This window comes from Deltaproteobacteria bacterium (assembly GCA_026388545.1).
Lineage (GTDB): Bacteria > Desulfobacterota > Syntrophia > Syntrophales > UBA2185 > JAPLJS01.
Map to the genome: position 1 here is coordinate 19,077 of JAPLJS010000027.1, position 15,303 is coordinate 34,379.

The following is a 15,303-nucleotide window of genomic DNA, read 5'->3' on the forward strand; positions in this document are numbered from 1 at the left end:
TTATAGAGTGGCTTTATAACGACAATCCTTGGTGCGGCAGGCTTTATAATTGTCCCCTCGCGAGGAGTGCTTTTCAACAAGAAACGGCGCACCGCACTGGGGGCATGACTCCGGCACAGGTCTGTCCCATATGGCAAATGTACATGAAGGATAGTTGGAGCAACTGAAAAATACTTTCCCTTTTTTTGTCCTTTTTTCACAGAGTGCCCCGGTACATTCTTTTTCCGGACAAGGTATCCCAAGGCTGATTGCCATGGTATTTTTGCATTCGGGGTATCCGGAACATCCTAAAAATTTTCCAAATCTTCCCTGTTTAATGGCCATATTTTTACCGCATTGGGTGCAAAATACATCTTTTTGCAGGGTCTCAGGCCGGCTTGCTTCTTCATGACCACTTTGAGGGATGTTCATAGTGTTTTTACAGGAAGGGTAGTTGGAGCAGGCGATAAACTTGCCGTTTCTTCCCCATTTTATAACCATAGGACTGTTGCATTTGTCGCATATAATGTCAGTAGGGGTTTCTTCACCCTTGATATTTTTCATATGGAGCTTGGCATTGTTAAGTTCATCGGTAAAGGACGCATAGAAATCATCTAATGCATCAAGTTTATTTATTTTTCCTTCCTCAATCATGTCTAACTTATTTTCCAGAGATGCCGTAAATTCAACATCCAGTATTTTAGGGAAATTTTTCACCAGCAACTCTGTCACCAGCGTCCCTAAATCCGTCGGGATAAATCTTCCTTTATCCAGACGGACATATTCTCTATCCTGAATCGTGCTCAAAATAGTCGCGTAAGTGCTCGGCCTGCCGATACCTTTTTCTTCAAGTTCCCTGACCAGTGATGCTTCCGAAAATCGCGGCGGCGGCTGTGTGAATTTCTGCTCCGGTTTCAGGGAGAGAAGTTTCAGGGTTTCACCCACCGAAACTTCGGGAAGAATCTTTGCGAATTCACCTTCACCTTCTCCGTTTTCCTTGCCTTCCGTGTAGACAATCGTAAATCCGGGGAATTTCATAACTGATCCCTGTGCGCGGAAGAGGTATTTTCCGGCTTCACTATCGATTGTCGTCTGGTCGTAGACAGCCGGGTTCATCTGGCTTGCCACGAACCGGTTCCATATGAGCTGGTAGAGTCGAAACTGGTCACTACTGAGATATTGCTTTATATCTTGTGGTTTATAGGCTATGGACGATGGCCGAATTGCTTCGTGGGCATCCTGGGCTGATGCGGTATTTTTATAGGTTCGAACCTTTGCCGGAAGGAATGCGGGATCGTAATTATCTCTTATGTAGTTTCTTATTTCTTTTAAAGCTTCCTCGGCGATGCGGACAGAATCGGTTCTCATATACGTGATCAGCCCTACGGAGCCTTCCGCCCCCAATTCTATTCCTTCATAGAGCTTTTGCGCAACGCTCATGGTTTTCTTTGCAGGGAAACGCAGCCATCGTGAGGCTTCCTGTTGTAGTTTGCTCGTTGTAAATGGCGGCAGGGGAGATCTTTTTATCTCCTTTTTTTCCAGTTTCGCGACGGTAAAGGGGGCTTGCTTTAAAAGCTCTAATATTTCGGACGATTGTAATTCATTACTGATATTAGCCTTTTTCCCGTCAATTTTAATAAGGCGTGCATCAAAGGGAGGGGGATTTGCTCCCTCCAGATGGGCGGTAATATGCCAGTACTCTTCGGGTGCAAACTTCCGGATTTCCTCCTCCCTGTCGCAAATTAACCTCACCGCAACAGACTGCACACGTCCGGCGCTTAACCCCCTTCTTACTTTTTCCCACAGGATCGGGCTTATCTTATATCCCACAAGCCGGTCGAGGATGCGCCGCGTTTGTTGAGCATCGAATTTATTGAGGTCGAGTTCCCGGGGATTGCCCATTGCTTCCAGAATGGTTTTTTCTGTAAGGTCATTAAAGAGAACCCGATAGATGTGTTTATCTTTCGTACGTATTTCTTCAGCAATATGCCATGCAATTGCTTCGCCTTCCCTGTCGGGGTCAGGTGCAAGATAGATGTGTTCGGCACTTTTTGCCGCCTTTTTCAGATGCGCGACAACCTTTTTTTTGGATTCAATGACGTTGTATGTTGCCTCAAACTGCTTGTCCGGATCTATTCCCAGTTTGCTTTTGGGGAGGTCCTTAATGTGTCCCATCGAAGCACAGACTTCAAAATTAGGACCAAGATATTTCTTGATGGTTTTCACCTTTGTTGGCGATTCAACGATGATGAGGGAATCTGGCATTGTTACTCCTTACGTATAAACTTTTTTCCCGGGAGCTGCTTGATAATCCCTCTCAGCTCCAGAGTCAACAGAATATTTAACACATCGGGGGATTTTAACCCCGTAGCGGCGATTATACCGTCAACATTTTCTGCTTTTGAAGATATGACGTTTACTATAGAATTTTCTGTTTCGGTCAATTTTTCAATGAATGGCTGTTCCTGCGTTTTTTTCTCTTCGCGGCTGTTCCGTTTTAATATGTGAGCTTTTGTGGAATGCTCTTTAGATACAATGTCCACCTGGGGAAGGATCTCATCCAGAATATCATAGACATTTTCTATGAGTTTTGCACCTTCCTTGATCAATTTATGTGTCCCACGTGATCCGGCTGAATCAATGCTGCCCGGCACGGCAAATACTTCACGTCCCTGTTCCATGGCCATTCTGGCTGTAATAAGAGATCCGCTCTTTTCATTCGCTTCAACCACGACTACACCCAGGGAGATACCACTGATAATTCTGTTTCTCGCGGGGAAATTTGGTGCGTTCGGAGGTGTGCCAAAAGGGTATTCAGTAATGACGGCGCCATGAGCAATGATTTCCCTATAGATATTTTCGTTTTCGGAAGGATAAACAATATCAAGGCCGCATCCTAAAACAGCAATAGTTCGCCCCCCGCCGGTGAGGGCGCCCCTATGGGCGGCAGAGTCGATTCCTCTGGCCAGGCCGCTTACCACTGTTATGCCATTCAAAACAAGCTCACGGCAGAGCCTTTCTGTTGAAAATTTGCCATATGTGCTCGCCAGCCGGGAACCGACAACAGCAATATTAATATCATCTTCCTTCAAAAGTCCCTTAACGTAGAGAAGAACAGGATAATCATAGATGTTTAAGAGGTATTTTGGATAGTGAGGATCTTGATACGTGATGATGTGAGCATCATGCTTTTTTATTAACTCAATCTCTTCTTCACTTTTTTGCCATGCATTAAACTCCTTAATGTTTCCGGCTGTTTTACGACCGATTCCCGGAACGACCATAAGGGCATGAAAAGATGCATTGAATACATTTCCCGGATTACCGAAAGCGTCAATCAAGTTTTTAAAACCGACATTTCCCACGCCTTCGACAGACTTCAATGCTATCCAGTGTTTCTCGTTATTTTGATTCATCTTTATAAACAAAAGTGCCCTTGGATAAGTTCCAAATAAATTCAACTCGGAAACGATATATCGGATATCAAAGGGGTGTCAAGATTTTTCATTATTAAAATATTGCGTTCCTATCAACTTTAGGTTAGAAAATGGTCTATTATGTTTAGGAGTTATTCATGATCCGTTACTTGTGCATGGTCGTTATCGCAATTTTCATGTTTGTAATGCCGTTTATGAATTCCGATTTGGTGTCCGCCCGGGAAAATTCGTCCAATAGAGAAGTCAAAAAAGAGGTCACTCCTGATCAGGGAAAGGCGAATGCTCAGAGACCCGTACTCACTGTTTCACCGAAAGAAATAGATCTTGGTGTCATTGGGCACGGTGAAGGTATTAAAGGGAATTTTGTTCTCAAAAATGTCGGTTCAGGTAATTTGAATTGGTCTGTTAATGGACCGGAGGGGTGGTCGTTTCTCGATGATAAAAAGATATCATGTGTGCTGAAAAATAGCACAGATAATCTGCGGGTTCACGTCAGTTTTTTAAAAAATGATTTAAACTCAGTGAGTCTGAACACTGAAGGTAAAAATTTAATCCAATTGAGTTTTGAAACGGACAAGCGGATCAATATTTATCGGAAACATTTATCATTCGGAACTCATAGGGAAATGGTGAAATTGATATCAAACGGAGGAACGAGGACCGTTTTTATAAGATTTGAATTAGCTTCCGGACATTCAGAACCTCAGATTGATGCAGATCCTGCCAGAATGGATTTTGGTGTTGTTCTGCCGGGAGAAAGTTTAACGAAAAGGATTAAAGTAACAAACAAAGGGAGAGAAACCCTCCGGTGGCAAGTAGTTGCTCAAAATAGTGCGGTTGATGGTATATCCCCTGTGGCGGGACGATATATTTCGTTCTATAATGAAAACATCAAGGGAAGCGGGGTCTATGTACCACCTTCTCATTTGAAGGAATTTCTAGAAATAACTGATAAATTATCGGAATACAATGGATTTCCCTCAAGCGTTGTGCCGTCGAATGCCATACGATATCGTTTTTCTGGAACGGGTATTGCGGTATTTTTCTTAATGGAAAATGATGAAGCAAACGTGGCCGCTTATGTGGACGAGAAAGATTCAATCAATCATGATTGTCGTGCCGGGCAAAAAGAGATGGCAGGGTGCCAGGTTGCCGAGGGTCTTCCCTATGGTTCGCACGTTCTTACCATCCTTAATAAAGGAGGCCGTTTGGTTGTTGAAGGAGTAAGAGTCTTTGGCAAGGAAGTGAGAAAGGGGAATCCCGGTTGGATAAGTATATTTCCCGATTCAGGTTCAACGACAAAAGAAAATGATTATGTCAATATAATGGTAAATGCGAAAAAGTTAGATCCGGGTTTTTATGGTGAGAATATAATTTTCAATTCAAATGGCGGAACAGCAATCATTGAGGTATCTTTTGAAGTATCGGCAGATAATCTTCCGAAAACTATCGATATTTATCGGTATGCGAGAGGGTATGATTATCTGTATACGGCAAATCCGCAGACAGAAATAAAAATATTACAAAGTAAAGGATATATAAAACAAGGCATCGCATATAGACTGTTCAGTTCTGGAACACCCGGAACAACTCCTTTTTATAGATGGTATAATCCTGAAAAAAGAGATCACTTCTACTCGTACGACATGCATGGAGAAGGAAAATCGCTGAGGGGTTACCTTTATGAGGGATTTATAGGAAATATAGCAACTTCAAGGCTCACAAATACGAGGGAACTGTATCGCTGGTACAATCCTTCCACGGGTTGTCACTTTTATTCAACTGATCCAAACGGAGAAGCCATCATTAAAAAGGGTTATCGTTTTGATGGTATTGCCGGCTATGTCAGATAGTATATTTTATTTGATGTATTGATAGCATTTGATGGTTTTGTAAAAAGCCTGATTAAGTCTTTATTTGTCATTCCCGTGAAAGCGGGAATCCAGTATTTTTATATAGTTACATGTAATGCGGATTCCCGTCACAGTTTATCCCTGCGAAGGCAGGGACGTTTATGACTGCTTTTTGCGAGGGTCTCAGCATTTCGCTTGACAAAATTTTTCAAAGGGGTTATTACGATCAGCCTTATACGGTTTAGATGCAGCTGTATTATGCGCCTGTAGCTCAGCTGGATAGAGCAACGGACTTCTAATCCGTAGGTCCTGGGTTCGAATCCCCGCAGGCGTGCCAGATATAAATGGTGGGTGTAGCTCAGTTGGTTAGAGTGCCGGGTTGTGGCCCCGGAGGTCGAGGGTTCAAGTCCCTTCACTCACCCCATTTTTTGAGATCATTGAAATAAATAAAAGCGCCCGTAGCTCAGTTGGATAGAGTCGCAGACTTCGAATCTGTTGGTCGTACGTTCAAGTCGTACCGGGCGCGCCAGATTATTGGTTGTTATACTGAATATTCAAGTCCCCCTTTGTAAAGGGGGATTCAGGGGGATTTTAATTGCATTTTGTAAAATCTCCCCCAACCCCTCTTTAGAAAAGAGGGAGGTCAAAGTGCTTAAGTCAGTGACATTGAATGAATATTTGAAGAAATGTATGGGCCCTTAGCTCAGCTGGTAGAGCAACTGACTCTTAATCAGTAGGTTGCCGGTTCGATCCCGGCAGGGCTCACCAAGAAAATCAAGGGGTTAGCGATTAACGTTGACCCCTTTTTTAATGATTCGTCTGATTATATCAGCTTGCAATCCGAGCTATATGTCAATCGATATATTTTTGGTGAAAGCAGGACGGATCGGTATGGGGGAGAAACAGGGCCGCGGTGTACTGATTCATATAGGCGGGATCCGTTATGAGTTCCAGATAGGTCATCCGCCGGGCTTGCTCACGCTGTCTTTCCCGGTGTTTGTGTGATACCATGGCCATATGGCTCCCTGCGAGAGAAGAATTACCGATAAAATGAAACCGGTCCCGTGGCAGATCCGGAAGGAGGCCGATCGTTATGGCTGCATCCATGTCCAGAAATCTGCCAAACCCGCCGGCGATATAGACCTTCCTGAGATTGTGAAATTCCATTCCTACCTGTGTCAGCATGAGTGCACAAGCGGCATAGAGCGCCGCTTTGGCGCGGATGATGTTTTCAATATCCTGTTCATTAACAGTGATCGCTTGTCCGGTGGCGCTTTCATTTGCGGAGACTAAGGTATAGGAGGCACGACGACCGGCGATCTGAATTGACTCCGATGATTTTGAACGGTTCAATTTTCCGGCGGCATCGATCCAGCCCGTTTGCAACAGTTGAGCCAGCAGCGAAATCATTCCGGAGCCGCAGATTCCGCGAGGCCTGACCTGGCCGATAGTTCGGAAGATCGACAGGCCAGTTGCCGGATCAACTTCCACTTTTTCGATAGCTCCGGCAGCGGCTCTCATACCGCACTTGATCCCACCGCCTTCAAAGGCCGGTCCGGCAGAGCAGGCACAGGCCAGAAGAAATTCCCGGTTGCCTAAAACTACTTCGCCGTTGGTGCCGATATCCATAAAGAGATGAACATCTTTGCTTTTGTTGCATAGATCAGTGCAGAGGATACCTGCGGTGATATCCCCGCCCACATAGCTTCCCACTGCCGGCGAAATCATAACAGGCGCCGGATCATGGATATCAATGCCGATCTCAGACGCAGTGAAGAAAGGCACGTCGAGGAGCGTCGGTGTATACGGATCGAGCCGGATGTATTCGGGATTCAGGCCCAGCAGCAGATGGGTCATCGTGGTATTGCCCGAAATGACGGCGCATGCAATTTCAAGGGGTTCCACTTGGTTGTGGCATGCCGACTGGCGAATGAGACGGTTGATTGTCTTGAGGACGCGACTACGGAGTTCCTCACGACGGTCCGGCCGGCGGGCATAGTCAATACGGCTGATGATATCGAGTCCGCAGGCGAGTTGGCCGTTGTAATCGGTACAGGTGGAAAGAATCTTCATATTGGACAGATCAACCAGTTGCACTGCCACGGTAGTTGTGCCCACATCAATGGCGATCCCGTAGTGCCTGCCAGTCCCGTCGTTTGCTTCAATGGCCGTGACCCGGTATCTTCTGATTTTTCCGGAAAAATATTCTGAGGTGGACATTTGTCTGGATGGCATTCCATTGGCAACCGTGACGGTTACATTCCCTCCGGCGACCCGTAAGGCATCGGCTACCTGACGGATGACAGCAAACGGAATAATGATCTCTTCTTTACCAAGCCGCTGTTGCAGTGTGCGTATGAGACGGTCCAGGTCTGACAGACCATCGGCTTTTTGCGGGGGCGGCACATAAATGTTTATTTTTTCGGTCAACGGGCGGCAGTCCTCCGGAGTCGGCAGTAAGGCCGGATCGATAAGCTCCATCCCGTCGTCGTCACTGAACTGGCCGCCGAAACGTCCGGCCTGATCGGGCACCTCAATGATAACATCGGTATCCTGGATAGATGTTCGGCAGGTCAGTACAAAGCCCTGATCTATTTCCGACTGAGTCAAAATGCCGAGGCTTTCACAGTCAACCCGGCCGGAGATGATGCGGACGGCGCAGTTACCGCAGGTCCCCTTGCCGCCGCAGGGGGCGTCGATCTCTACACCGGCCCGCCGCGCCACGTCCAGCAGCGTTGTCTTCGCTTGAACCTCGAGAGTGATCCCCAATGGTTGAAAAGTTACAGAAGGCATAATTTAATGCAAAAGTCAAAATGCAAAGTGTAAAATTAAAGATGATGAAACCATTAAAGAATGCAAAAGTCAAAATGCGAAATCAACTACTAAGAATTATTTTGCATTTTGCATTTTGCATTCTTTTCGCTGTTATAATAGATTTCCCTATGATTTTTGATAACTCATTACATTCACATGAAAAACTTTCAATTTTTATTTTTTCACCTAATTCTGCCTTGCAAAGCAACTTTAACCAATATTGAGTTTCTTTCAATTCTTTCAGTACGATCTGAAGCTTATGAACAAAGTCCGCTCTACTTTCTGCACCGCAGGCCTCTTCATAATTAGCGCCGCATGAGGTTACAGAGCGCGTTAGTTGCTTCGCGATATGGGCCTCTGCATACGATATCTTCATTTGCCCGAAAAGTTTAATACCATCAACGGAAAATTGAAGAAATCTCTCCGAGAGGTCACGTTTTATCGAACAATTATCTTCCATACTTGATTTTGCATTTTTCATTTTGCATTTTTCATTTTGATAAAGCTTTCAATATCTGCGGCATCCTGGGGACCGACGAGCACCTTCCAGCCCGGCAGGTTTTCCTCCAGTTCCCCGCTGATCTGGGCGACGTAGCCGGGAATAACGATCTCGCGCGTGGATACCTGGTTCTCCAGGCCTACTTCCTTAACGAATTTGGCGATGGAGGCGCCGGAAAACTTTCCCGCCGCCCATGCTGTAAGCACGCTCATTCCCTCACATTCCGGGACCACCAGCCAGCCGCTTGTCCCGCTGTTTTCGATTTCGCCTGAGACGGTGAAATAAGTGAGTGAGAAGTTGGTCGTCACGAAAACCGGAGAATCGGGCTGGGGGTCGCCGATGGGATAGACCTTCGGCTCCACCTGGATGGGCTTCTGGGGATCGGTGTAGATATTGAGACGGAGCGTCATGAGTGTGGCCATGAGCGCGGGATCAAAGGCGGGCAGGACGCAGATACCGCCGTATTTATTGATTTCCGTGATTGCTCCGGCAGCTATTTCTAATAGATCAATGCTATGATCCAGAAAGCGTAAAAAGGGATACCCGAGGGGCTTGACAGCGTCTTTCAGGGCGGCACGGCGGACAGCAAAGTTCGTCTGGAAGTGTTCGGCCAGAGATGATGTCCGAAACTGGAGAAGGACATCATGGAAGCCCGCCTCCCGGAGCTTCGAGGCACACTGGAACAGGCCGTCCAGGTCGGGGGCTGTCACAGCGAGGACATGGTCATTTCTCTTCGCGGAGTTGCACAGTTCTTCCACCGTTTCCGGCGTAGCAGCGGACAGGACGCTGCGAGAACCTTTCACGGCCACAGAGGCGGCCTCCAACGCCGCCGGGCTGTCGCTTCGGAGCACCAATGGTCGTCCGGTTGTTTCCCATGCTTTTTCAGCAAGAGAAGCAAAACTATCCATGTCCCTGCCCGCATGGGTTACGGCAACCATGTCAATTCGGAATGTTTCGCCAACCCTTTCCAGCCGGTAATCGCGGACGGCCTTCAGCGTTTCTTCGATCATCGCAGAAGGATCGGTATCATTGATATTAACGGCAAGGGCTGTCTGGCGGAAGAAGGTCTTTTCGTGCCGGTAAAGGACTGTTTCCTCACCCAGTATCAGGGTCCGGTCTGGTCCTAGTACAATTGCCCGGACAGGCGGCTCGCTGGCCGCACCGAGCACCCGGATCGCCTCTTCAGAGGCATAAGGGCATTCGGTAATCGCAGCTTTCTTTGCCGCTAATTTCATAGCAAAGGCCATACAGGTATTTGATCCGCATTCTCTGCAATTTGTCTTAGGAAGCAGCTTCTGAATCTGCAAACCGGTCAATGCCATAATAACCTCAAAGAAAATGTAAAATGCAAATTTCAAAATGATTCTTATTCAGTACTTTTGACTTTTTCATTTTTCATTTTGCATTAGTCTAAGGATCGTCTTTTTCAGCGACATCGCTGCTTCGGGATGATACATGATCAGCAGGTCGGCGCCGGCGTACAGGAGGCTCACAGCTGTAGAAAGCTCCCAGAGGGCTGTGCGGTTTTCCAGATTTCCCCAGGCCGGGAAATCGGTTTCCGTTGCCCTGTACTCCTTGATTCTGGCGCATTCCTGTCCGGGTGAGACGATCATCGGTGCAGCCAGCATCATGTCCCCGCCCAGTCCGGTAAGACGAATCCGCTCCATGACGGAGCAGGTATATTCGATCCCGTAACCGGTCGCACCCGTCATGGGATCCATGACGATCCGCTCAGGCTTGACATCCATGTTTGTCAGCAGGATGTTCATCTGCTTGCCGATGTTTACATCGATGGGACTCTGGGCGACGACGCTGTGACCATAAGCTATGGCCGCACCGGCGATGGTGCGGTAGTTGCCCTGTTCCACCCAGTTGAGGAGCAGGTTCTCTCCGGCGCAGGCCTGAGCTAAGGACTTCAGGACTTCGTTGTTCTTTTCGTAATGACTGTGGCCGGTTATAATCAAGGGCACCTCCACAGCATCAAGAACCGCCTTGATGAGGTTGACGGCCTCATCCGGCGTGCGGTTCCCCTTTTCGGGATGGGTTCCGTCGAGACGCACGCTGATGAGATCGGCGCCGTATTTTTCCACACAGAGCCGGGCCATTTCCGCCGGCCGGTACAGCAGTTCTCCATAGATATTTCTGAGGACAGCGGGATATTTCTCGGAGATAACATCAAATACTTCCATGGCCACAAGGGGGCGATTCGGCATTCTGCCTTCCCATAGGTGGAAGGGCATGCAGTCGGCCCCGCCGATGGTCAGGGTATGGCCGCGGGTGCCGCCCGTTTTCTTCGTAGTGCCCAGTGTGACCTGCCAGATGGGGAACTCGCAGGTTTCCCGGCGGATGGGAAAGGAGGTGACGGCGTTCAAACGGTCACTAACAGCGGGCTTGATGGGCGATTCCTCCTTTTCCTCTATTCCCACCGGTAAAGCCGGCTTTTCCAGAGCCTCAACGGGTCGCACCTCAAATACAGGACGCTCTGTCGGGGCTGGGGATGGGCCCGGCGGCGGGGTCGGCAGGGCGTAGACGGCCATGTCTTCCATTTCCAGGGCCGGGTGCTGGACGCTCTCCAGGTATTCCCGGATTGCGTGCGCATCGATACCTACGTTCTCATCGGCTATCTTGTCCAGGAGATCAGGCGCCCCCTGCTCGGCGAAGCGTTTATTCAGATCGAAAGCGAGGAGTTCCTTGAGCGCCTTCGGCATCCAGACGAGTCGCCGATAGCCCCCTTCCGCCGCGAGGAACTTCCGGGAGGTCAGGAAGACCTTGCCCACACCCATGAAGCCGGGGGTTTGCTGGCCGCCGCCAACCGAGCCTGCCAGGCTGGAGAAGGTCATCCCTACAGGCGTTTCGCCCTGGTATTCCCGGTTGACAACCATGACGCCGTTGCATTCGGGAAGATAGGCCAGGATCGCCTCGAAGCAGCCGCAGCTTGTCATGGGCCGGTCCATGAGGGAATAGCAGCAGAACTCCGTCACGGTCTTGTGGCTGTTTGTATAGACGTAGTCGTTTATGCCATGAAAGATGCCCTTTACGGGATCGATGGTTTCGCCTTTTTTTACAGGCTGGTTAGGCCCCGTCTCGTTGATCTCATAGGCCGCCTTGCCGTCCAGCCAGTTGTAGGCCCCGCAGAGCCCCAGCCGCTCCGGTGTAATTATGCAGACGTGATTGGGAGCGAAGGACTGGCAGAGGAGGCACGAGTAGAAGGTATCCACCGCTTCATCCGTCATGGCCTCCAGGCGGCGGTTTCGCTCGTCATAGACGCGGCGGGCGACGGACAGGCGTCGTTCCACCTCTGCCTTGTCGGTGATGAGCATCACTTTCACCTTGTCCACTATGGCCGGGTAGTCGGAGATGAACTTGGTGTGTATGATATCCCCGTAATGGCGAAGCCTGAGCCCCCGTGCGAAGCCGTTCTTTGAGATGCGCGTCCAGACGATGTCCCTTTGTCCCATATGCCAGATACCCTCGGCGCCGTTGACAAGGTGGTGGATCTGCCGCTCGAGGATAGGCTCAAAATCGGCCTGCATCTTCCGGCCCGCCACCTCCACCCAGATGGCAAGGGGCAGGCTGCCACCGGGTGCGACCTGGTCTATGTCGGGTCCGACGACCTCGATCTCTCCGTCGTTGATCTGATCCATGTCCACGCTGGTCACGAATTCAAAAGCAGTAGTCAAGTTTCCGCCAATTTCCACTTGTGCATCGGCCTTGCGGATCAACTCCCCTTCGAAGGCCGGGCCATAGGGGACGGGAATGGGAACTTTTGTGACCTTGATCTTGCATCCCCTAACCTCCAGGGCTTTCTCCACCATTGTTTCATAGGGCACGGAGGAGACGACATGCTCGTACGTGCAGACGCCTGTGGGCAGAATCTGGGGGATGTCCGTATCGGCAATTGTGGGGAAGCCGTAGTTGATGGCCCCGGCGGCAATGGCGTACTTATCAGGTGTCACCTCACCGAAGGCCAGCACAAAGGCAAAGATGCGATTCTTGTTGTACCGGAGATTCCTTTCATAATCGCCGGGCTGAACGCCGCCGAAAGAGAGGGCTACGCGATTGGCGAATCCCAGGGCGTAGATCAGGGCGGAGACGTCCCGGCCAAAGGGGATGAGGCGCGTCGGCCAGCCGAGTTGCACGCCTTCCTCGGCCAACTGTTCAGCAAACTGCCTGCCGTTGGTACTCCCCGCCATGAATACATAGAGGTTTTTCTCTTGGAGCTGCCGGGCGATGGCGACGGCGATCTCATTGTTCGGCGCCGCACCGGTAATGGCGGCAAAGCCGGGGGCCGTCCCGTCAACGAATTCGATACCCCTTTCCCGCAGGATAACGTCATTTGCCGCACCCAGCCATATACCATCCACGGGATCAGGGCCCACGGCGTACTTGCAGGTCTCGATGATCTCACAGGCAAAGAGGGAAGCCACGCCCGCATCCAAAGCGCTCCCCAGATAGGGAAGCCAGACCTCATCTGCAGGACGGAGAGGCAGCAGCTCTTTGGCGTGCCGGAGGATGGGCCGGAGATCGCCCAGTGTCCGAACCTTCTCGCCGGTGAAGGCATAGATAACGGGGAGAAAATAGGCCGTCCCCGGAAAGGCCGCAGGCCACGTCTCGCCCCTTTTGTGGATGGCATGATTCAGGCGGTCGTCGGCTTCGGCGATCCAGTCCCTGGCCCCATCGATGGCGCTCGCGCAGATGATCTTAGACATCGAGTTTCCTCCGATCCTCCATGTCGTAGAGCTTCCGCTCGGTTTTTCTGTTGATTCCGAGGCGCTCGCGTTTCTTATCGAGGAGATCGATCACCATGTCTGCAGCCCGGAGAGGGTCTTCGCAGACATGGAAGGAGGCGTTGAAAAGTTCGGTGGTCTCCTCATTGAGGAAGCGGGTCACATTATCGGATCCGCCGATATGGAAAGGATGTCCCAGCACCACGTCGATCCCCGAGGCTACGAAATAGCAGGCGATGGCCACGGCCTTTTCACTCATCCATTCGGGGGCCACACCCACAGCCGGGATTTGAGACAGATCGTCTCCCAGGCCGCCCTCCAGGACCACTTCCGTTCCCGCTTCCAGGATGCGGGAGTTGTCCACGCAACTTCCCATGTGGAGGACCGGGGGCATCCCGATTGCTTCGCAAACCTCTCGCAGCCCGGCGCCCGCTGCCTCCAGCGCTGCTTCCGGCCGGAGCATTCCTTCTTTCGCCGATGCGATGGCCGCGCAGCCCGTCTTGAGGACCAGTACATTTTGTCCGATCAATGCCCGCGTCAGGGTGTTGATATAGGCGTCCACACGTGTCCGGGGATTGTTGCAGCCTACGATCCCTGCGATGCCCCTGATCCGGCCCTGGATGACTGCATCGTTCAGGGGGCGGAAGGACGCCCGGAAACGGCCGCCTAACATATACTTGATGGCATCCACGCTGAATCCCGCCACGAGCGGCTTTTTGATATCCGGGATAGACGCCTTCTGCGGATCGCGGTTTTTGAAATTGTCGATAGCCCGGCGGATCAGGATTATTGCCGTAGCCAGAGGGTTTTCCCGGTTGAGTGTGATATGCGTCGACCCGATGGTTTTCGCGATATCCGCCGTGGAGATAATTTCCGTATGGTAGCTCCTGGCGACATCGGGCAGGCTCGGCATGCAGCATTGTACATCGACAAGCATCATCTCCACAGCGCCCGTCACTATGGCGAGCTCCTGCTGGAGGAAGCTTCCCGCCACGGGGATGCCGTGCCGCATGAGTATCTCATTCGCCGTGCAGCAGATCCCGGCCAGTGTGATCCCTTCGGCGCCGGCCTCTTTCGCATAAGCCTGGATTGCGGGATCGCGGACGGCGATAGCCAGCATCTCGGATAGTTCCGGCTCATGGCCATGGACGATGATATTGACCGTCTCTTTTCTGAGCACACCGAGGTTGGCGTTACTTCTTACGGGTGAGGGTGTTCCGAAGAGGATATCCGAAACCTGCGTGGCAATCCTTGACCCGCCCCAGCCGTCGGCAAGGGCCGTGCGGAAGGCCTGGAGGAGAATGTTCCGGTAATCGTGATCGACACCCATATGCGTTCGGTGGAGCGATTCGACCACCATCCGGTCAATGCCGAGCGGCGTGACAGCCTGGCTCTGCCAGATGGCCTGCTGCCTGAGCGGTGAGAGGCGGAGCGTCAACAGAGATTCTTCCTGAAGCATGAATTCTTTTAGTAGCAGGTCGGCGAGTTCCAGGGCAACCGCCTCCTTTTTGCGTCCCGCTTCTTCAATACCATAGCGCTTCGCCGTTTGGCGGAGGGCCCTTTCATCCCTGATCACGTAATCGGCGATACGGCCTTCCGCCGCCTTTTTCAGCAGGAGAACGAGATGACGGCCGTGATCGGAATGGGCCGCCGTTCCCCCGGCCACCTCGCGCAGGAAATTGCGTGCCACGATCGTGTCGGCATCGGCCCCGCAAACCCCGCGCGGGGACTTGTTCGTAATCCGGCATGGTCCCATGTAACATATCCGGCAGCAGAGGCCCTCGACGCCGAACCGGCAGGGGTTCTGCTGGGTATCCAGGCGGGTGAAACAGGTATCGACGCAATCCCGCTCCGCCTTGATCAGTGTCAGAATCGACGCCTGGTCCCATACACGGTCTTCGGGTTTTATAGGTTTCTTTGCCATCGAATTCCTTTTAGGTTAACATTATTTTCTATTTCTTCTCCCAGTTAGTTGTAACAAGGGTTCCAGGATT

At 50.7% G+C, this 15,303-nt stretch carries 8 protein-coding genes, 4 tRNA genes and 1 pseudogene; 5 read left to right on the forward strand and 8 right to left on the reverse strand.

What is annotated here, in order from left to right; genetic code table 11:
* Both topA and dprA read right to left on the reverse strand, forming a co-directional pair.
* On the reverse strand, window positions 1-2,244 hold the full coding sequence (gene topA / locus NTW12_02730; GenBank protein ID MCX5845262.1) for a type I DNA topoisomerase: 2,244 nt from the start codon (window positions 2,242-2,244) through the stop codon (window positions 1-3).
* 2 nt (window positions 2,245-2,246) lie between these two features.
* Window positions 2,247-3,395: a DNA-processing protein DprA gene (gene dprA / locus NTW12_02735; protein MCX5845263.1), complete on the reverse strand. Its 1,149-nt coding sequence runs from the start codon at window positions 3,393-3,395 to the stop codon at window positions 2,247-2,249.
* 158 nt (window positions 3,396-3,553) lie between these two features.
* Here dprA and NTW12_02740 point away from each other — a divergent pair, with 158 nt between their 5' ends.
* The 5 genes from NTW12_02740 to NTW12_02760 all read left to right on the forward strand — a co-directional run bounded on the left by NTW12_02740 (window position 3,554) and on the right by NTW12_02760 (window position 6,037).
* The gene (locus NTW12_02740) at window positions 3,554-5,269 is read left to right on the forward strand and encodes a hypothetical protein (GenBank protein MCX5845264.1); all 1,716 of its coding nucleotides are present in this window, start codon (window positions 3,554-3,556) and stop codon (window positions 5,267-5,269) included.
* A gap of 260 nt (window positions 5,270-5,529) precedes the next feature.
* Window positions 5,530-5,606, forward strand: a tRNA-Arg gene (locus NTW12_02745).
* Window positions 5,607-5,616: 10 nt separating this feature from the next.
* Window positions 5,617-5,693, forward strand: a tRNA-His gene (locus tag NTW12_02750).
* 28 nt (window positions 5,694-5,721) lie between these two features.
* Window positions 5,722-5,798 (forward strand) — tRNA-Arg (locus NTW12_02755).
* Window positions 5,799-5,961: 163 nt separating this feature from the next.
* Window positions 5,962-6,037 (forward strand) — tRNA-Lys (locus NTW12_02760).
* 84 nt (window positions 6,038-6,121) lie between these two features.
* Here NTW12_02760 and NTW12_02765 read toward each other — a convergent pair.
* The 6 genes and pseudogenes from NTW12_02765 to cooS all read right to left on the reverse strand — a co-directional run bounded on the left by NTW12_02765 (window position 6,122) and on the right by cooS (window position 15,233).
* Window positions 6,122-8,062, reverse strand: a complete 1,941-nt coding sequence (locus NTW12_02765) for an ASKHA domain-containing protein (GenBank protein ID MCX5845265.1) — start codon at window positions 8,060-8,062, stop codon at window positions 6,122-6,124.
* Between the two features lie 82 nt (window positions 8,063-8,144).
* On the reverse strand, window positions 8,145-8,564 hold the full coding sequence (locus tag NTW12_02770; protein MCX5845266.1) for a four helix bundle protein: 420 nt from the start codon (window positions 8,562-8,564) through the stop codon (window positions 8,145-8,147).
* A complete protein-coding gene (gene acsC, locus NTW12_02775) occupies window positions 8,561-9,904 on the reverse strand; it encodes an acetyl-CoA decarbonylase/synthase complex subunit gamma (protein ID MCX5845267.1) in 1,344 nt (447 codons plus the stop codon). The genes NTW12_02770 and acsC overlap by 4 nt, the downstream gene beginning before the upstream one ends.
* A 66-nt stretch (window positions 9,905-9,970) precedes the next feature.
* Window positions 9,971-11,119 carry an acetyl-CoA decarbonylase/synthase complex subunit delta gene (locus NTW12_02780; GenBank protein ID MCX5845268.1) on the reverse strand — a complete coding sequence of 383 codons (1,149 nt, stop codon included), beginning with the start codon at window positions 11,117-11,119 and terminating at the stop codon, window positions 9,971-9,973.
* Window positions 11,117-13,291: pseudogene (acsB, locus tag NTW12_02785) on the reverse strand (acetyl-CoA decarbonylase/synthase complex subunit alpha/beta). Before acsB ends, NTW12_02780 begins: the two are co-directional and overlap by 3 nt.
* A complete protein-coding gene (gene cooS / locus NTW12_02790) occupies window positions 13,284-15,233 on the reverse strand; it encodes an anaerobic carbon-monoxide dehydrogenase catalytic subunit (GenBank protein MCX5845269.1) in 1,950 nt (649 codons plus the stop codon). The pseudogene acsB and the gene cooS overlap by 8 nt, the downstream one beginning before the upstream one ends.
* Window positions 15,234-15,303: the final 70 nt, after the last annotated feature.